Here is an 18,634-nt window from a genome sequence, read left to right as displayed (position 1 = left end):
TCCTCCTATGCCAAGAAAGTTTATCAAACGATTTATGCCTGACCATGATCTAATCAAGCGTCAGAAAGCATTGAAAGTTTTTGGCAATGTTTTGTACAACCCCAACTTATGGTGCCTTAATCGTCGCTCTGCGGCTGGCGCGTTTGCTGTTGGGTTATTCATGGCGTTTGTCCCTCTACCAAGTCAAATGATTATGTCTGCAGGCCTTGCTGTCGCATGTGGCGTTAACCTGCCTTTAGCTGTCGCACTTGTTTGGATCAGTAACCCGGTTACCATGCCTGTTCTCTTCTACTTTGCTTATAAAGTCGGGGCGTTTGTTATGCATGTGCCACCGCAAGCCTTCCATTTCGAATTGTCTTGGGACTTCATCTTGGCGCAAATGAGCACTATAGGGCCTCCGTTCTTATTGGGTTGTCTGATTTGTGGCGTGGTTTCAGCAATGATTGGCTACTTTGGTATTCGCGGTTTATGGCGCTACTCAGTAGTAAGAAGTTGGAAGAAGCGACAAGCAAGGCACTGAACGCCATTTCTTGTTATTCAATCTAACCTTGTATGCGCTTCACTTAAAACGTACACAAGTTAAAATCGGATGAGCTACTTACCTCTGCAAGATTGGCATGTAACGAAAGTCGTAAAGAACACGAATTGAATTCAATAAAAAAGGATCCCACTGGGATCCTTTTTTGTATCGACTGAAAACTGACGGCCTGTTATTTAGGCGAATGCTATTTAGAACTCAGCACTGAGGCTGGATTCAACTTCGCCGCGCGTGATGCTGGGTACCATGTCGCCAGTAAACTCAGCACAATCGCAGTGCCGGAAACCACAACAACATCCGTCATATCAAGTTGTGATGGCAAGAAGTCGACAAAATAGATATCACCGGACAAGAACTGGTGGTCGACCAACTTTTCAAGTCCTTTGATTAGTGTCGTGAGATTAAGAGCGACTAGCACACCTATTGCACTGCCCACTAAACTGCCTAACACGCCTGAGAATACGCCCTGCCAAACAAAGATGCGCTTCACAAGGCCGTCCGATGCACCCATGGTTCTTAAAATCGCGATCTCTGATTCTCTGTCTTTTACTGCCATCATTAGCGTCGAGACAATATTGAAACAAGCCACACCAATAACCAGTACCATCACCAGATACATGATGGTACGAACGAGTTGGATATCTCGATACAAGAAACCAAACTTCTGCTGCCAGCTTCGTAGATACACATACACATCAAGCTGATTGCCCACTTCACGCACAATAGAGTTCGCGTTCAGCACATCGGTCACTTTCAAAGAAACCCCAGTTACCGCCTCACCTAAGTTTGCGTAGACCTGAGCATCACCAATCGGGATTAGCGCCAAACTGTGATCTATCTGACCATTAAGCGTCAGCAAGCCAACCACTTTCACTCGAACACGCTTTGGCGCCTGAACCTTCACAGAACCGTTTACCGCTGGAATCATCAAAGTCAGATAATCACCGACTTTCGCACCCAGCACATTCGCTACACCAGAACCTAAGATGATTTGTTGTTGCCCTGCTTTAAACTCACTCCAAGCTTGCTTATCGATAAAACTCGACAGGCTCGATACTTGTTGCTCAAGTTGTGGGTCAACGCCGCGAACTTCAATTGCTTTGAGTTCTTTGCCCTTTTCAGCAAGCGCTGTAATTTTTACATAAGGCGCAGCAGCAACGACTTTATCGTGCTTAACCGACTCCTCAATCACGTGCTCCCAACGAGTCACAGGCTCATTCACGCCTTCAAATTCACCATGAGGAATGACAGAAAGTACTCGTGATTGAAGCTCTCGCTCAAAGCCATTCATCGCAGATAAGCCGATAATGATCACCGCGACACCAACCGCAATACCAATGGTCGAAGACAATGAGATGAACGACACCATCTTGTCTCGTTGTTTCGCACGGCTAAATCGGCCGCCTATCAATAGAGATAAAGAGGAAAACACTTAGCTCTCCTCTTTTTCTACGTTGACCAGTAAACCATCTTGCATGTGAAGTTGGCGATCCATCTTACCGGCAAGTTCACCATCGTGAGTCACGACCAAAAAGGCAGTATCGTATTCACGGTTCAGTTCACGCATTAAGTCGTAAATAGACAGTGCGGTGTTATGGTCAAGGTTACCGGTTGGTTCATCCGCCAACACTAGCGCAGGCTTATTCACCAATGCACGAGCAATCGCCACACGTTGCCTCTCGCCACCAGAAAGCTCTGAAGGTCGGTGGTCCACGCGGTGACTCAATCCAACTTTGTCCAACAAACGTTGTGCTTCTTGCTTTGCTTTAGCGGGCTTTTCGCCGCCAATCAATAACGGCATCGCCACGTTTTCTAAAGCTGAAAAGTCAGATAGAAGATGATGGAACTGATACACAAAGCCAAGATGCTGGTTGCGAAGCTTCGCCTGCTTATTCGAACTCAAAGATGCTAAATCTTGACCAAGAAAACTCACACTGCCCGCAGAAGCATCGTCTAATGCGCCTAAGATATGCAGTAAGGTACTTTTGCCCGAGCCAGAGGTACCGATGATTGCTACTAGCTCACCCTTTTCGATGTCAAAGCTGACTCCCTTGAGCACCTCAGTATCTAACGAGCCTTCACGGTACGTTTTACGGATATCATTACATTGAAGAAAATTACTCATAACGAAGGGCCTCAGCAGGTTTCACAGACGATGCACGATAAGAAGGGAATACAGTGGCAATCAGGCTAAGTGCAATAGCCAGAACCACAACAACAGCGATTTGAATTGGGTTAATCAAAATTGGTAACTGTCCACCAAAGGAGAATAGAGCAACGCCCATCGCCTCTAAAATAGTATTAAGGTTCATCGCTAGAGCAACGCCTAACACACCACCAGAGAGCGCACCAATCACGCCACTACTTGCGCCTTGAACCATGAAGATCCCCATGACTTGACCATCAGTCATGCCTTGGGTCTTAAGAATCGCGACTTCAGACTGCTTCTCCATCACCACCATGATAAGTGCTGAGATAATATTGAAAGCAGCAACACCGATGATAAGCCCAAGCATTAAACCCATCATGTTTTTTTCCATACGAACGGCTTGGAATAGCTCACCTCGTTGGTCTCGCCAGTCGCTCCACAACCAACCTTCCGGTAATGGCTGAGTTGATAACTCTGCGACTTCAAACGGGTCTTCAAAAAATAGTCGCCAGCCTGAAATAGTGTCTGATTTATAACGCATCAAACGCCCAGCGTCTTGGATGTCTGTCACCATCAGTTGAGCGTCGATATCAGAACCTGTATTGAAAATACCGGCAACGGTGAAATTTCGTTGGCTTGGAATACGACCTAATGGGGTGTATTGGCTAGCGCTGGTCACCATCAAGCGAACTTTGTCACCCATAGATACCTTCAAATTTCTCGCCAAAGTATGACCGAGGAACAACTGATATTGACCCGCTTTAAGTGAAGACAATCTGCCCGCAATCAAGTGGTTCTGAAGAGGGTCATCTGAATTGGGTTCAATGCCAATTAACAAACCCGCAGATAATTGAGCCGGACTCTGAATCACCGCCTCACTGCGGACAATCGGTTCAACGTGACCATTAAGCGAGATTTGCTCTGCAAAATTAGGCGCTTGGGCAGAAAGAGAGGTGGTGCCACCTTGCTCATAAACCACCGCTTGAGGAAGAACACCGAGAATTCGGTCTTTTAACTGCGCTTCGAATCCATTCATTACCGATAAAACAGTAACCAAAGACAGCACACCAATGGTGATACCTGCCGTCGACATATAAGAAACAAAACGGCTAAAGCGATCACCTGAACGACCTTTCAAATAGCGCAGGCCAACAAACAACGAAATAGGATGAAACATACTTTGAACCATCTAAAGGGGATGCGGGTTAATGTAACGGGTATTGCTGTTACTGTGTAGGGGTTAATTGAAAATATAGAGTGAATTAACTCAATTAGTTAGGCTTGAAAAACAGAACCTTGTCAAATAGCCAGATTTCAAACAACTATTTGAGACTTTCAATTAACTGACCTTGATTACTGCGGCCACATAGCGATAATCAATAGATCACTTCAAGGAACTAACGCATGACAGAACAAGAGTTTTTCACCGTTCACCACAGCCTCACCGCGAATATTGAACCAATGGACAGCGGCTTCACTTTACCTTCTCAAATTCAATTCGAATCTGAGATCCCTGCCCCGTTTGTCGTGGCAAGTGAATTTAGCCAATTGGATCTATTAGCTGACAGTGCTCGCAACGAACTGAAAAACAGCGACTTGAAGAATGTCATCAGTTTATTGGATGCACAGAACTCTAAATTAAACCTCTTGTTGAGCTTTATGTTATCGCAACAAGATGATGAACAATTTCGTACCCACACGTATTCATTTGGCGCGAGTCAGTTCTCTTGTTTTTCCAAAACAGATATCGAAGCGGGTCGCTTAGTTAAAGCCAAGCTCTTTATCGAGCACCCTGCCGCCGCTATTTATTGCTACGCGGAAGTCTTCGCTAGTGAACCTAAAGATTCAGGTTTCGAAATCAAATTCAAATATGCTCATCTTCGTGATACTGACCAAGACTTGTTGATCAAAGCTGCGCTTCATCAACAACAAAAGCTCTTACGTCAACGCTCTCTAGAACGAGATAACAAGTAAATAGACATGACAAAACAATCCATTTTTACACTACCTAAGCTCAAAGGTGCCGGTGATAAAAAACACATCGGTAACCTAGTTGGTTCATCTCTCGCGCTTGCTATCGCTAGACTTGCGGAGCAGCATAACAGCCATACTTTACTTGCAGTGCCCGATCCTCAAATCGCACTCAAGCTTCAATCAGAAATTGAACAGTTTACGTCACATGAAGTGGCACTATTCCCTGATTGGGAGACTCTGCCATACGATAGCTTCTCACCGCACCAAGAGATCATTTCTGACCGTATCGCTCGCCTTTATGCATTGCCAACGTTAAAAGATGGCATCACGATCGTTCCGATCAGCACGCTACTACAACGTCAGTCGCCACGTGACTTCTTGTTGCAGCACACCTTAATGGTGAAAACGGGTGATCTGTACTCGCTTGAGAAGCTGCGTCTTCAACTTGAAAAGTCTGGCTATCGTTATGTAGACCAAGTGTTTGGCCCAGGTGAGTATGCGAGTCGAGGTTCAATTCTCGACTTGTTCCCAATGGGCAGCAAAGACCCGTATCGTATCGACTTCTTCGATGACGAGATCGACACCATCCGTACTTTCGATCCTGAAAATCAGCGCTCTATTGAAGACATCTCTGAGATCCGTTTGCTGCCAGCTCACGAGTTCCCAACCTCTGAAAGTGCTATTGAAGATTTCCGAATTCGCTGGCGCCAACAGTTTGATGCGCGCCGTGAACCAGAATCGGTTTATATGCAGGTTTCAAAAGGCACTTGGCCCGCAGGTATTGAATACTGGCAGCCGCTATTCTTCGACCATACTGAAACCTTGTTTGATTATGTTGCCGATGAAGCGCAAATCCTCGTTCTAGGTGATGTCGAGACCGCGGTAGATTCATTCCTAACAGACGTTTCTCATCGATACGAACAACGCGGTGTTGACCCGTTACGACCACTGCTGAAACCTGAACAACTTTGGCTACAAAAAGACGAACTGTTCGCACATTTCAAACAAAAACCACAGGTCAATCTGAGCTTAGATTCAATTGAAGAAAAAGCCGGACGTACCAACCTTCCGGTTGTGTCTCTGCCTGATCTCAGCGTTCAACATCAGAATAAAGAACCACTCGCAAACCTAAGAAAGTTCACTGAAGCCTTCGAAGGAAAAGTGGTCTTTTCGGTTGAATCAGAAGGTCGTCGTGAAGCGCTGAGTGAACTGCTTCGTGGTATTAAAGTACGACCAAGCGAAGTTGAAAACCTCGATGCCTCAATTAAAGGCAAAGACAAGTTCAGCCTCATCCTTGGCTCTGCTGAACACGGTTTTATCCATGAAGAGCAAAACATCGCCCTTATCTGTGAAAGCGACCTGTTGGGTGATCGCGTTGTTCAGCGCCGTAAGAAAGACAAAAAAAGTGTTAACAGCGACACTGTCATTCGTCACTTAGCCGAACTTAAACCAGGTCAACCTGTAGTGCACATTGACCACGGTATTGGTCGCTACATCGGCTTGCAGACACTCGAAGCCGGTGGCATGAAAACCGAATACGTGACACTTGAGTACCAAAACGATGCCAAGCTGTACGTGCCCGTTGCGTCTTTGAACCTTATTGGACGTTACTCTGGTGGCGCCGAAGAGTCTGCACCGCTACACAAACTAGGTGGTGAGGCGTGGCAAAAAGCGCGTAAGCGTGCCGCTGAAAAAGTACGTGACGTTGCTGCAGAGCTGCTGGATGTTTACGCCAAGCGTGAGCTTAAACCTGGCTATAAATTTGTTTTAGATCGCGGGCAATACGCAACCTTCAAATCTGGCTTCCCATTTGAAGAAACCGATGACCAAGCGATGGCAATCAATGCGGTGATGTCTGACATGTGCCAAGCAAAAGCCATGGACCGCTTAGTGTGTGGTGATGTTGGTTTTGGTAAAACAGAAGTCGCAATGCGCGCAGCATTCGTTTGTACGGATAACAGTAAACAAGTGGCGGTGTTAGTTCCTACTACCCTACTTGCTCAGCAACACTTCGAGAACTTCCGTGACCGTTTCGCCAACTTGCCGATTCGTGTTGAGGTTCTATCCCGATTCAAATCAGCTAAAGAGCAGAAGTTGATCATGCAAGATGTCGCCGACGGTAAGGTCGATATCTTAGTGGGTACTCACAAGCTACTTTCGAGTGATATTAAGTTTAAAGACCTTGGCTTGCTGGTTGTCGATGAAGAACACCGATTTGGTGTGCGTCAGAAAGAGAAAGTGAAAGCGATGCGTGCGGATGTCGATATTCTAACGCTTACTGCGACACCGATCCCGCGAACGCTGAACATGGCAATGAGTGGCATGCGTGACCTTTCGATCATCGCTACACCACCCGCACGACGCTTGGCAATTAAAACCTTCGTTCGCGAGAGTGATGATGCCATCGTCAGAGAAGCGGTGCTGCGTGAAATCATGCGTGGTGGCCAGGTTTACTTCCTACACAACCAAGTCGACACGATTGAGAAAACAGCAGAGTCATTGCAAAAGCTGATTCCAGAGGCGCGCGTGACTGTAGCTCATGGCCAGATGCGAGAGCGCGAACTGGAACGCATCATGAATGACTTCTACCACCAGCGCTTCAACTTACTGGTGTGTACAACCATCATTGAAACCGGTATCGACGTACCAACGGCAAATACCATCTTGATGGACAGAGCCGATAACCTTGGTTTAGCACAGCTGCACCAATTACGTGGTCGTGTAGGTCGTTCGCACCACCAAGCTTATGCTTACTTGTTAACGCCACACCCTAAAGCAATGACCAAAGATGCGATCAAGCGATTGGATGCGATAGCTTCGCTCGAAGACTTGGGCGCAGGCTTTACCCTAGCAACTCACGATTTAGAGATTCGTGGTGCGGGTGAGCTGTTGGGTGATGAACAGAGTGGTCAAATCCAGTCGGTTGGTTTCACCTTGTACATGGAGATGCTTGAACAAGCGGTTGAAGCGTTGAAAGAAGGTCGAGAGCCTTCGCTTGATGATCTATTGCGTGAACAAACTGAAATTGAGATGCGTCTGCCTGCACTATTGCCAGACGACTATATTCCAGACATCAACACGCGTTTATCAACATACAAACGTATTGCGACTGTGAGTGACACCGACGAATTGGCAGAGTTGAAAGTCGAGCTGATTGATCGCTTCGGCCTTCTGCCTGATGCAACCAAGAACTTGTTATCAGTTTCTGAGCTAAAATTAGCCGCAGCGTCTATCAAAGCGAAGAAAATTGAAGCCCACGATAAGGGTGGATTCTTAGAATTCTACCCGGATGCTGACATAAACCCGACCTACCTTGTTAAACTGTTGCAATCTCAACCGCAAAAGTTTTCAATGGAAGGACCAACAAAGTTCAAGTTTACGATACCATTGGTCGACAGACGGAAGCGAATTCAATTTGTTAGTGATTTATTGGGCGAATTCAGACAAAACTTGCTGCCTTCAGCATAAGACCCAATCCACTTGCACATATAAATTATCCAGCCGGTAGTTCGGCTGGAAGACGGAGTAAAAATGAAAAGACTGATCCCACTGCTACTATTGTTCGTCTCACTGCCAAGTTTGGCGCAGAGACAATTTGATATAGAAGTGATCATTTTTAAGCGCGCTGTTGATGCAGAGAAGGTGAACGAATCTTGGCCAAATACACAGCCTAAGATTTCACTTGAACGCGTTGGTTCATTTCAAGATACCCAATACCGAGCAAAGAAAGGCGTTCAAATGCTACCTTACTCGGAATACAAGTTAACGCCTCAGAAAGACAAGCTACGTAAACACGCTGGCTTTGAAGTTCTGATGCATACCGCTTGGCGTCAAGGCGACCAAGGTAAGAGCTCGGCACCTGTTTTCCATATTCAAGCAGGTAAAGATTTCTCTAAACAGTTTAATGCTGATGGCTCTGAAAAAGGCGCAATCACTGCAGGCAGCGCTGATGGGTTCCAAGAAGAGACCATTGATAAGCCACTCTACGAATTAGACGGCAAGCTGCAAATCTACGTTCAGCACTACCTATACGCTGAAACGACATTAGATTTAAAAGCGCCAAGCGTTCGTGAAGTGACTCTACAAGAGCAACAAATTGAGCTAGATTCACCAGTAAGTGGCGCAGAAAGCAACGTCCAGGTAGGCAATCTAACTGAAATTTCTCCGACGGTTGAAGTCCAAGAGTTCCTTAAGAGCTACCGCATGGACCAAAAACGTCGTATGCGCAGTACAGAAACTCACTACCTTGACCACCCACTTCTTGGAATGGTGATTCAAGTTCGACGTGTAGCGCAGTAAGTTACTTGCCGATTCGGCTATAATTATATAAATAATTCAATCCGCCCTCCTAGTGAGGGCGTTTTATTAAGTGCTATCTATCTTTATTCTGTACTGACTCTCTTGGTTCAGTACTTACACGTTACTTGGTACGTCCTATGAGCCCTGAATTTCAGATCAACACACAAAATCTTAGCCTTAAAATCATTGAGGCCTCAGATGCTCAAGAATTTTCTCAGCTGGTTAAGTCCTCCCCTAGCTTGCTGCCATGGGTCGACTGGTGTCATAAAGAGTTTTCTATCGTCGAGGCCGAGAAATTTATTCTGGCAACTCGCCTGAACTGGGTGAAAGCCGATGCGTTTGGCTTTGGCATCTTTGAACGAAAAAGCGATAAGTTAGTCGGTATGGTTGCCATTAATGAGCTTTACCACACCTTTAATATGGCGAGTTTAGGTTATTGGGTCGGTGATGACTTTCAAAGGAGAGGGATCGCCAAAGAAGCGATGTTCGCCCTATTTGAATTTTGTTTCGCGCAACTCAAGTTAACGCGTTTGGAAATTGTCTGCGATACCGAGAACCTACCCAGCCAAAAGTTGATCGAGAAGTGTGGCGCTGAGCGAGAAACCATTGCCCAGAATCGATTTCTGTTTAACGGTAAGCCGAAAGATGGCGTGGTTTATTCTGTGCTACCTCCAACGTCTTAACAGCAGAAATGAGTTCAACACCTGCGATAATCCATAATCGACACGATCAAAAAAGAGCTCCGAAGAGCTCTTTTTTATTATCAGCGTAATGCTCTGAGAAGGCTTACCTGATTAGTGAAGCTTTAGGTTTGGACGAAGTACACGGTTAATACGACCAACCAGCATCATCAGTGATGTTTTGATTAAGCCGTGAAGCGCCATCTGGTGCATGCGGTACAAAGAGATGTAAACCACACGAGCAATACGACCTTCGACCATCATCGAGCCTTTCGTCAGGTTACCCATCAAACTACCTACCGTAGAGAAACGGCTAAGTGAAACTAGCGAGCCTTTGTCTTTGTAGATGTAGTCTTTCAGGTCACGACCGTTCAACTTAGCAATGATGTTGCTGAATGCACAGCTTGCCATTTGGTGAGCCGCTTGTGCACGTGGCGGAACGAATGAACCGTCTGCTTGTGTACATTGCGCCAAGTCACCGATTGCAAAGATGTTGTCATCCAGTGTTGTTTGCAGCGTGTTCTTCACAACCAACTGGTTGATACGGTTGGTTTCAAGACCACCGATATCTTTCATGAAATCTGGTGCTTTGATACCTGCTGCCCATACCATGATTTGAGCTGGGATCTTGTCACCATCTTTGGTTGTTAGGCCGTCAGAATCCGCCTGAGTCACCATCGTATTCGTACGAACGTTCACACCAAGCTTGGTTAGCTCAGAGTGTGCTGCACTTGAAATACGAGGAGGTAGAGCTGGAAGAATACGCTCACCCGCTTCAACTAGGTTTACGTTCAGCTTGCTTGAATCTAGGTCGCCGAAGCCGTAAGTACGAAGTTCTTTAACTGCGTTGTGTAGCTCTGCAGAAAGCTCTACACCAGTTGCACCAGCACCAACAATCGCGATGTCTACCGTGCCTTGACCGTTCTTAGCGTGAAGCTTTAAGAACTGATTGTTCATTTCTGTACGGAAACGGTGTGCTTGCTCTGGGCTATCAAGGAAAATACAGTTGTCACGAACGCCTGGAGTGTTGAAGTCGTTTGACGTTGAGCCTAGCGCCATCACTAGAATATCGTATTCAAGTTCACGGCTTGGCATCAGCAGTTCACCGTGCTCGTCTGTAAGCTCGCTTAGTGCAATCACTTTACGCTCACGATCGATGTCGTTCAGGCTGCCCATTTGGAAATCGAAGTAATGGTTTTTTGCGTGCGCACGGTAGCTTAATGCATCAACACCTTCATCCAGTGAGCCCGTTGCTACTTCATGAAGTAATGGTTTCCATAGGTGGCTTGCTTTACGGTCTACCAGAGTAATCTGGGCACGTTTCTTACGACCTAAAGTGCGGCCTAGCTTAGTGGCTAGTTCTAAACCACCAGCACCGCCGCCTACTACGATAATTTTTGTCACAATGACAATCCTCTACAAAATGAACAAATGGGGTTCGGCTCGATTACTCCAACCGATAAATTCTATGTATCTACTCGGCCTTGAATGCGAAGGCTGTTACAAATTGGGTTACCGCGAAAAAGAATAACGACAGCTCACCGAGTAGTTAGAGGGGTTACAAACAACAAATAATGGTTTGTTGCTTTGCTCACGTGGATATAAAAGGTGACTACCTGAGAGGCAGAACACAAATTATGGGCAAGTTTTTTCACTCGCTCTCAATTTTTTTTGATATTTGTCAAAATATTTTGCTTGGGAACATTATATATAGCAAAAAGATGACCGCAACAAAAAAATCCTTACCCTCAATGAGGATTCGCGACTAATTAGTTAACGTTTGCGCAAACTGATCTATAAATGCACAAACCGACCGATAAAACATATACAACTACTTTATCAATACCAATCTCTAAGATTCAGATGTGAAAAAGCAGCACTCATTGAGCACTGCTTTTATAAAACATCTGAATTGATTAAGCGTTTTTGAACGCTTTCATTGCTTGAAGATGTTGAGAGATCTTTTTGAATTTATGACTCTCTTTCTCATCCCAGATTACATCATAGTAATCTTCTAGCGCGGCAGCTGTTTTGGTATTGTCGTGAATTTCATCTTCACGAGAAAGCACCACTAAACAGCGTCCTTTGTTTTTCATACGGTACTGAGCAACACATTTAGTTGCGATGTCTTCGTACTCTTCTGGACGGTCAATTCGACCTACCATGTTGTTCTCAGGGTGCAGATTAGGGTTGAACACCACCTGCTTAATCCCACATAAGAAACCAATACGCTCAGACCAAAAACCACCTAAACCTACACCACAAATAATGGGATGCGGATCATCGGATTGCTCTATCACCTTATGCACTTCTTTTAGCAGATGCTGCATATCGTGTTTTGGATGCAAAGTACTGTAGTTGATGAAACGAACGTCATCATCAATGAATTGCAACTGCAGTATTTTTTCGTGATTGCCCGGGCTTGTTGAGTCGAAGCCATGTAGATAGATAATCATTGTACCTCCCCCGTTGAATATTGGTACGTTTTGATCAATCTAACACGAAAAACAAGGTTTTAAAGGTAACAGCTGAGAAATTATATTTTTCACTTCCTAAACGTGATCCTAGCTACATAAAGTGTGACTCAGAGCCTCCGCTTCACGCAGATAACTTTCATCGCCCCAAAGCTGATGAGCAAGTAAATACCATAGCATCGCCATCATCTGGCTTCTTGGTAACCATGCTTCTACACCATCAAGCCAAGGCTGAACATCATGGATTCCTCGCAGCTGACAGTACTTCTCAACCGCTTCTGTGACTGGCGCGCCAGCAACCGCAATGGTTAATGTTAAATCGAGCCTAGGGTCTGCGAGCGCAGCGTATTCCCAATCAATAATCTTAATGCAGTCACTGTTTCTCACTAGGTTATAACCACCTAAGTCAAAATGGCACAAAGACAGGTCAACATTGGTAATACTCGGAGCCACGCGCCACTCTTGATAAATCTTAGTGCAGGCTTCGGTCTTATGAATCGCATCAAGCTGCAGCCAGTAATGGTCGACTCGCGCCGTGAAACTAAATGGTTGCAGTGGTAATCGCGCAGTATTAACCAGATGAACAGAGATCAGCGTTTTCAACAGGTCATCGAGTTCTAGATCTTCGTAAAGTGTCTCACCCGCAATCCACTCAACCAGTAACCCCTGCTCATTCACTACCATTGGGCTTGGCCCGATACCGAGTCGCTCAATGGCAGACAGCACTTGGTACTCTTCATGGCGAGAAATGAAGAACGCTTTGGTGATAGGTGTGGTTGGCCGCCAAACATACGCAGTACCATCGGCATCGACCAACTTCCAACATCGATTGGTCAAACCGCCTGTTAATGTCTGTGCTCTAACTGGAGGCTCAGAAAAGTAACCGTCAAGCGAACTCAAACTGGTATCAAGAAGCTTAGCCTCAGACCAAGAAAAAATTGCCATATTTACTCCCTATAAACGTCTTCATTCCCTACAAAAAAGACACTGACCAAAAGCCAGTGTCTCTTCATAAACAGCACATCATGCACTGCATTGGCGTGTGACCAAGCTATACGCTGTCAAGATTAAGCGCTGCCAATACTAGACATTGTCAAATCCGGCTGCACATAGTTGGCAAGTAAGCGAAATTAAAGGCCTAGTAGGCTCTTAGATTGTTGCTTACGGATTTCAGTCTCGTCAGCCCATTCAATCAAGCCAGACTCAAGATCCATTAGACGCATCGTCATTTTGTAGTATACGTCTTCATCGCTACCCGCTTTCTTAACGATGCTTGATAGGTTGCCGTACAGCATGTACTGAGCACCAACCATTTTACCGAATTGAATCGCTGAACTTTGGTTTACAAGCTCATCGTTGTTTTGGAAGTTCAATTGGTCACGAACAGACTCTACACGGTCCATATCAACGAAACGGAACTTACCAGAGTTCAGCATCTTAGTACTGATAGTGTCAGTGATTGACTCAGTATCGATGTGCTCACTTGTTTTGTTCTTGATTCGCTCTACAAACACGATTGGACGCTGTTCACGAGTAATGTAAGACACAGAACCAGACGCCATCATGCTATCGACCATTTCACCCGCAATCGTTTGAAGGTCAGTTGAACCGAAATCGATTGTCGTGGTTTCTACTGCTTGTGCATCACCGTAGCTTACCTTGTTTGAACAACCGCCTAAAATAACCGCTAAACCTAGTAGCGCAATGACACTCTTTTTCATTTTGTTTCCTCAACTTATCACTGAGCGGGGTTACCCACACTCTTAAATTCTTGTATTTACGAATCATGAGACCCGTTTAATCTAACTTACTGCTCTCGGAACTGGACTCTGAACTGAGTCGCTTTCGGGTTTACCGACACTTCCGACAACGAAATACTTTCAAAACCACGAACAATCGCTTGCTTCCAAGGACCTTGTTTAAGGTTGACCTCAAGCCCGGCATCGTCGTACCAGTAAAAACGATAAAGAATATGTTGATCGCCTTTATAGTTACTGTTTAAACGAACGATTCCTCGCGTATGACCGTCGACCAGATCGGTGCGAATATCTTCAACCTGTAAACGGCTGCCCAATACCTTGTCACCAAAGAAAACGTTCTGAGTCAGACTATCGACCCTTACGCCAGCTGTATTATCAGCACAACCAGCCAGAGCCATAACCGCTGCTAAGCTCACTAACCACTTTTTCATTACAGCCTCCCTAGCTGTTTATGCCACATTGTTGCATTGTTTCCTTGTCGAGAAATCCACACCAAGGTGGTCTGCCCTTCTCGAATATCAAAGTCGTACGTTTTAGCGCCCGCTTCCAACGTATATTGACCGCTATTTGCTACAAACGTACTGCTCTTAATCTCTGCAGGTAATGATTGCCAACTGCGAGTGTCTGGTTGCTCTGTCAGTGTGTTCCACACGTTGAACAGAATATTACCGACATCATCGCCTTTGGTTGCTTCTTTTCGAATGCGATCTTTCGCGACTACACGTAGCGCTTGGCGAATAACAATGCTTGTCATACGTTCCGATAGATCGTTCTGCGCCATCGCGTTTACATCAGTGATCAAATGTTCTTGTAGCGGCTGTCCGCTGATTCGCAAGGCAGAAAAACGCTCTACGTTTTGACTTGGGTAATATGGCAGCGCAAGAGAGTATATTGCCCCCTGATCGCGACTGTCATAAACAGGCAAATCCAGTCGCCAACTGTCCATAGCTTGCACAGCGCTCTGCTCTTGAAGAACAATCACTCGCCCTTCACCTGCACTAAGTTTAGAAGATTGCTTATAGCGTTTTTCTAATGTTGCTAAATCTTGTCGCATCCCTAAACGAGCGGCTGTTGCCATGGTTCTATCGATGATTTCTTGGTTATCTGGCATCACAGCCAAAGCACGACGATAGTCAACGTAGGCGCTGTTTAAATCATTTGACGCTTCATAAAGCAGACCAGACAAGAACATCAGATACGCATTCTGTACTGACTGCAGTTTCTTACCCGCATCAGGGTAATTGGCAAGGATGCTACCCACATTGGCAGACAAGCCTTGCTTCTTCGCATCGCTGGCTGCTTTGTCTAACTCAGCCTCGCGTTGCTTCTTCGCTTGTTCTTGAACTTGGTTGGCGCGACGCATTTCAATCACCGCACCTTCTAAATCGTTTTTCTTGAGGTAATTTAAACCGAGATACAGATGAAGAAAGCCCAACTCGTAATCGGCTGGCACATACTCGGTAATATTATCATTCACAGCCAACGCACCCACACTGGTTGCACTGTCTGAGATTGAGATCACGGCTTTGCGTTGCTGCTCAGTAACCGCCTGATCAGCCACTTCAAACGAAGCCTTACTCTCAGGGTATTTTTGATCCAGCAGATTAATTCTGCCTCTTTCAAAGTTATCAAGGATGTCGCCTGCCGCGTAATCTGGTAGCTCTTGCTGAGCCTCTGAATAATCTCCAGATTTAACGGCTTGGTAGATCGCTTTGTTTTGTGCGCTGTAATGACTGAACAGGCTTCCTGCAGACATACTCGCACAACCTACGGTCAACGCCGATAACAGGGCAATGGAAGCGAATCTAAACTGTTGCTTCACTTATCGTCTCCGTGCATGTTTAAAATGCCTACTTTATTAGGGTCTGCTGACCTTTAATGGTCTCATTATCAAAACGAAACGCGTTGTAAAAAGGATCTCAAGCCAGTTGAAACCCTACTGATTTAGCCTCTGCCTAGGCGATGCCGATGTTCAGACAACAGATAGAACTTAAAGTTGGCATACAAACTACAAATTTTCCAACTAACTACTTGTGTTAACCCACTAATGAGCGCGTTTAAACTAGCTCATTAGTTTTCATTAACTCGTTAGCTTTTCATTAGCTCATTAACTTTTTATTAGCTCATTAATAGGGGGCCAAGTGGACGGCCGCCAACCAAGTGCATGTGAATATGATAAACCTCTTGGCCACCGTGAGAGTTACAGTTCACGATAAGACGATAGCCATCTTCTGCAATGCCCTCTTCTTTTGCTAACTTGCGAGCAACAGTAAACATGCGCCCCATCATCGCTTCATCTTGGACTTCAACATCGTTAGTTGTCGGAATCAGCTTGTTTGGGATGATTAGGATATGGCTTGGCGCGCGAGGGTTAATATCGCGAAATGCGGTTACTAAATCGTCTTGGTATAGTAGATCTGCTGGGATTTCTTTGTTGATGATCTTAGTAAAAATGGTTTCTTCAGCCATGTTTCTCTCCGATAAAACATTTATTTTTTAATGCTTTGAGTATGCGCTATGCCGCATCAAACCACAATAAATCTGCTTTAAAGCATAATAAAAAACACCGTTCAAATCAAAGAAAACGAGCCTTAGCTCTCAAGAATGGCATGTTGGTTATAACTGAGCGCTATTTTTGACGTGTGCGTCATAAAATGCGTAAGCCGAGCTCAATAGAATGCTGATAATTTTGTTAGTTTTACTTTGACCTGACATTAGGTCTGCATTTTTATTTAGGGAGAAAGCCATGAAGGGATCTGTGATCAAGCGTATGTACGCTGGTTTCGCACTGATCATCATCATGTTCGCAGTCACGATAACCATCATGATGAACAGCATGAATCAGATACACAGCAATTTTGAGAGTGTCTCAGAAACCTCATTACCACTTGTCGCGCTTTCAAATCAAACGAGTGTTCAATTGCTTTCTGCTGATAAGTCATTCAAAGATTTCTTAACCACACAAAACGCTGAACGCATGTCTGCAATGCGTACAGAATTTGCTGCATCACAAAACTCGTTTTCAGAAGTTCTCGGTAGTTTAGAAGCGGCAAGCCAAAACAATGCTTCACTTGTTGAACGTATCGCGCAATTAAGAGCAATGGAAGAACGCTACTTCGCCGAAGCTGACGAAGCGATGAACAACTACGTCGCGATGTTCGAAGCACAAGAACAAGTACAAAAAGCGTCTCGTGACTTCCAACGCTTACATTCAGAATTAACCGTTGGTATGAAAGAGTACGTTGCCGACCAAAAAAGCATCTCTGTAAAAGTGATGGCAAAGAGCTACTTCATCAAACTGCAAGACGCAGAAGTTATTACCTCTGATGCACTTGCTAGCTCTGATGTTGCCTTCGTTCAAAAAGCCCTTAACCAAAACAAAAAGGCCGTTACTCATCTTAACTACGCTTATCGAGGTCTATCAACACAACTACCAGCACTTAAAAATGTCTTCGATGAGTCGGTTCAGAAGTTCACCAAAGACGTTGGTCAGAAAGGTGGCGTACTAGACAAACACAACAACTACCTACAAGCCAAACAAGCGTTGTACGTGAACATCGCTAACCTAGCTCTAGAAGTTGACCAAGCGATGGCTGTTTTGGACTCATTCAACGTGACCGCTGAAGAGCAACTTAACTCATCACTCGCTGACGCAAGCAGCATCTACGACAAAGGCCTATTCAACGCGATTGCCATTGGCATTGTTGTGACTGTGTTCGCTGCTGCGATTGGTTACCACATTGCACACAGCGTACGAGAGCCATTAACTCGCATCCTCGGTACATTAGAAGGTCTAACTGAAGGTGATATGACTCAGCGTATCGATATTCGCTACGACAACGAATTCAGCCGCGTGAGCCGTCACATCAACACCTTGGCTGACAACCTGCACAATATCCTTGTGAAGTTGAATGATGCTTCAGATGACTTAACTAAGACTGCAAGTGTCAACCAGAAGACGTCATCTGAAACGCAGGCACAATTGAACAGCCAACGTGAGCAAACCGCGACTGTTGCGACCGCAATGACAGAGATGTCTCATTCTGTACAAGAAGTGGCGAACAGCGCGCAAAGCTCACTCACCATGGTTCAACAAGTAGAATCGGCTTCTGAGTCTGGTCGTCAGATCATGAACACCAACATCAGCACCATTAATCAGCTTGAAGTTCGCCTTACTGAATCAGTGGGCGCTGTAGGCGAGCTACAACAGATGAGTAGCCAGATTGGTTCAATCCTTGACGTTATTCGTGGTATTGCTGAACAGACCAACCTACTTGCACTTAATGCGGCAATCGAAGCAGCGCGTGCAGGTGAACAAGGTCGTGGTTTTGCAGTCGTTGCCGATGAAGTACGAGTGCTAGCACAGAAGACCACTCAATCAACCTCTGAAATCGAGACTATGATCAGCAATCTGCAATCAAGCTCGAAAACTGCAAGTAACGTAATTGAAAGCTGTATGAGCGATATGGACATGTCGGTTCAACAAGCTTCAAGTGCAAACAGTGCGATGGAAGAGATCCAAGCCTTGATTCTAGAGATCAGCCACATGAGTACACACATCTCTCAAGCAGCCGCTGAGCAGAGTGAAACGTCTGGTGATATTGCACGCAACATCGAAGACATCAACCACATCGCAGATAAGAGTTACCAAGCGATGTCTTCAATTGCGGAGGCAAGCCAAAACCTAACAATTTTGGCGAATCAACAAGGTGATTTAGTACATCAATTCAAACTATAGATAAATGAAGAATCGATAGATA

Annotated in this window: 16 protein-coding genes; 6 read left to right on the top strand and 10 right to left on the bottom strand. The window is 45.3% G+C overall.

The features are described from left to right. Positions 1–7 precede the first annotated feature (7 nt). The gene (locus tag AB4493_RS09160; protein ID WP_017060232.1) at positions 8–520 is read left to right on the top strand and encodes a DUF2062 domain-containing protein; all 513 of its coding nucleotides are present in this window, start codon (positions 8–10) and stop codon (positions 518–520) included. Between the two features lie 205 nt (positions 521–725). On the opposite strand, the gene lolE is transcribed toward AB4493_RS09160, so the two are convergent. The 3 genes from lolE to lolC are packed head-to-tail and all read right to left on the bottom strand — an operon-like array spanning position 726 to position 3,864. Beyond that, a complete protein-coding gene (gene lolE / locus AB4493_RS09155) occupies positions 726–1,970 on the bottom strand; it encodes a lipoprotein-releasing ABC transporter permease subunit LolE (protein ID WP_372154901.1) in 1,245 nt (414 codons plus the stop codon). Beyond that, positions 1,971–2,663, bottom strand: coding sequence for a lipoprotein-releasing ABC transporter ATP-binding protein LolD (lolD, locus tag AB4493_RS09150; RefSeq protein WP_017060230.1), 693 nt, complete (start codon positions 2,661–2,663; stop codon positions 1,971–1,973). Then, entirely contained in the window at positions 2,656–3,864 is a 1,209-nt protein-coding gene (gene lolC / locus AB4493_RS09145) for a lipoprotein-releasing ABC transporter permease subunit LolC (protein ID WP_102429154.1), read from the bottom strand. Before lolC ends, lolD begins: the two co-directional genes overlap by 8 nt. Before the next feature lie 227 nt (positions 3,865–4,091). On the opposite strand from lolC, the gene AB4493_RS09140 reads away from it, so the two are divergent. The 4 genes from AB4493_RS09140 to AB4493_RS09125 all read left to right on the top strand — a co-directional run bounded on the left by AB4493_RS09140 (position 4,092) and on the right by AB4493_RS09125 (position 9,643). Continuing rightward, the gene (locus AB4493_RS09140; RefSeq protein WP_004736257.1) at positions 4,092–4,661 is read left to right on the top strand and encodes a hypothetical protein; all 570 of its coding nucleotides are present in this window, start codon (positions 4,092–4,094) and stop codon (positions 4,659–4,661) included. Between the two features lie 6 nt (positions 4,662–4,667). Further along, the gene (mfd, locus tag AB4493_RS09135) at positions 4,668–8,129 is read left to right on the top strand and encodes a transcription-repair coupling factor (protein ID WP_372154900.1); all 3,462 of its coding nucleotides are present in this window, start codon (positions 4,668–4,670) and stop codon (positions 8,127–8,129) included. 63 nt (positions 8,130–8,192) lie between these two features. Next, positions 8,193–8,960: a peptidoglycan binding protein CsiV gene (locus AB4493_RS09130; RefSeq protein ID WP_017065298.1), complete on the top strand. Its 768-nt coding sequence runs from the start codon at positions 8,193–8,195 to the stop codon at positions 8,958–8,960. Positions 8,961–9,097: 137 nt separating this feature from the next. Next, positions 9,098–9,643, top strand: a complete 546-nt coding sequence (locus tag AB4493_RS09125) for a GNAT family N-acetyltransferase (protein ID WP_017060225.1) — start codon at positions 9,098–9,100, stop codon at positions 9,641–9,643. Positions 9,644–9,754: 111 nt separating this feature from the next. On the opposite strand, the gene AB4493_RS09120 is transcribed toward AB4493_RS09125, so the two are convergent. The 7 genes from AB4493_RS09120 to hinT all read right to left on the bottom strand — a co-directional run bounded on the left by AB4493_RS09120 (position 9,755) and on the right by hinT (position 16,343). After that, positions 9,755–11,044 (bottom strand): NAD(P)/FAD-dependent oxidoreductase, encoded by a 1,290-nt coding sequence (locus AB4493_RS09120; protein ID WP_009847154.1) that lies wholly within the window; start codon positions 11,042–11,044, stop codon positions 9,755–9,757. 512 nt (positions 11,045–11,556) lie between these two features. Beyond that, positions 11,557–12,096 (bottom strand): alpha/beta hydrolase YcfP, encoded by a 540-nt coding sequence (gene ycfP / locus AB4493_RS09115; RefSeq protein ID WP_009847155.1) that lies wholly within the window; start codon positions 12,094–12,096, stop codon positions 11,557–11,559. A 108-nt stretch (positions 12,097–12,204) separates the two neighbouring features. Beyond that, on the bottom strand, positions 12,205–13,059 hold the full coding sequence (locus AB4493_RS09110) for a phosphotransferase (protein ID WP_017060224.1): 855 nt from the start codon (positions 13,057–13,059) through the stop codon (positions 12,205–12,207). A gap of 185 nt (positions 13,060–13,244) precedes the next feature. Beyond that, positions 13,245–13,835 (bottom strand): penicillin-binding protein activator LpoB, encoded by a 591-nt coding sequence (lpoB, locus tag AB4493_RS09105; protein WP_017060223.1) that lies wholly within the window; start codon positions 13,833–13,835, stop codon positions 13,245–13,247. An 86-nt stretch (positions 13,836–13,921) separates the two neighbouring features. Further along, positions 13,922–14,305 carry a YcfL family protein gene (locus AB4493_RS09100; protein ID WP_017060222.1) on the bottom strand — a complete coding sequence of 128 codons (384 nt, stop codon included), beginning with the start codon at positions 14,303–14,305 and terminating at the stop codon, positions 13,922–13,924. Then, positions 14,305–15,696: a COG3014 family protein gene (locus tag AB4493_RS09095; protein WP_017065296.1), complete on the bottom strand. Its 1,392-nt coding sequence runs from the start codon at positions 15,694–15,696 to the stop codon at positions 14,305–14,307. The genes AB4493_RS09100 and AB4493_RS09095 overlap by 1 nt, the downstream gene beginning before the upstream one ends. Before the next feature lie 296 nt (positions 15,697–15,992). Further along, a complete protein-coding gene (gene hinT / locus AB4493_RS09090) occupies positions 15,993–16,343 on the bottom strand; it encodes a purine nucleoside phosphoramidase (protein WP_017060220.1) in 351 nt (116 codons plus the stop codon). Positions 16,344–16,620: 277 nt separating this feature from the next. On the opposite strand from hinT, the gene AB4493_RS09085 reads away from it, so the two are divergent. Further along, positions 16,621–18,612 (top strand): methyl-accepting chemotaxis protein, encoded by a 1,992-nt coding sequence (locus AB4493_RS09085; RefSeq protein WP_017068093.1) that lies wholly within the window; start codon positions 16,621–16,623, stop codon positions 18,610–18,612. The last annotated feature ends 22 nt before the right edge of the window (positions 18,613–18,634 follow it).

This window comes from Vibrio sp. 10N.222.55.A1 (assembly GCF_041473835.1).
Lineage (GTDB): Bacteria > Pseudomonadota > Gammaproteobacteria > Enterobacterales > Vibrionaceae > Vibrio > Vibrio crassostreae_C.
The sequence above is the reverse complement of the archived record's forward strand: the minus strand, read 5'-3'. Positions and strand labels throughout refer to the sequence as shown.

Excerpts from the sequence above, each read along its gene's own strand:
- AB4493_RS09160 (WP_017060232.1), top strand. The coding sequence starts at position 8 with ATGCCAAGAAAGTTTATCAAACGATTTATGCCTGACCATGATCTAATC.
- lolD (WP_017060230.1), bottom strand. The coding sequence starts at position 2,663 with ATGAGTAATTTTCTTCAATGTAATGATATCCGTAAAACGTACCGTGAA.
- lolC (WP_102429154.1), bottom strand. The coding sequence starts at position 3,864 with ATGTTTCATCCTATTTCGTTGTTTGTTGGCCTGCGCTATTTGAAAGGT.
- AB4493_RS09140 (WP_004736257.1), top strand. The coding sequence starts at position 4,092 with ATGACAGAACAAGAGTTTTTCACCGTTCACCACAGCCTCACCGCGAAT.
- mfd (WP_372154900.1), top strand. The coding sequence starts at position 4,668 with ATGACAAAACAATCCATTTTTACACTACCTAAGCTCAAAGGTGCCGGT.
- AB4493_RS09130 (WP_017065298.1), top strand. The coding sequence starts at position 8,193 with ATGAAAAGACTGATCCCACTGCTACTATTGTTCGTCTCACTGCCAAGT.
- AB4493_RS09125 (WP_017060225.1), top strand. The coding sequence starts at position 9,098 with ATGAGCCCTGAATTTCAGATCAACACACAAAATCTTAGCCTTAAAATC.
- ycfP (WP_009847155.1), bottom strand. The coding sequence starts at position 12,096 with ATGATTATCTATCTACATGGCTTCGACTCAACAAGCCCGGGCAATCAC.
- AB4493_RS09110 (WP_017060224.1), bottom strand. The coding sequence starts at position 13,059 with ATGGCAATTTTTTCTTGGTCTGAGGCTAAGCTTCTTGATACCAGTTTG.
- lpoB (WP_017060223.1), bottom strand. The coding sequence starts at position 13,835 with ATGAAAAAGAGTGTCATTGCGCTACTAGGTTTAGCGGTTATTTTAGGC.
- AB4493_RS09100 (WP_017060222.1), bottom strand. The coding sequence starts at position 14,305 with ATGAAAAAGTGGTTAGTGAGCTTAGCAGCGGTTATGGCTCTGGCTGGT.
- hinT (WP_017060220.1), bottom strand. The coding sequence starts at position 16,343 with ATGGCTGAAGAAACCATTTTTACTAAGATCATCAACAAAGAAATCCCA.
- AB4493_RS09085 (WP_017068093.1), top strand. The coding sequence starts at position 16,621 with ATGAAGGGATCTGTGATCAAGCGTATGTACGCTGGTTTCGCACTGATC.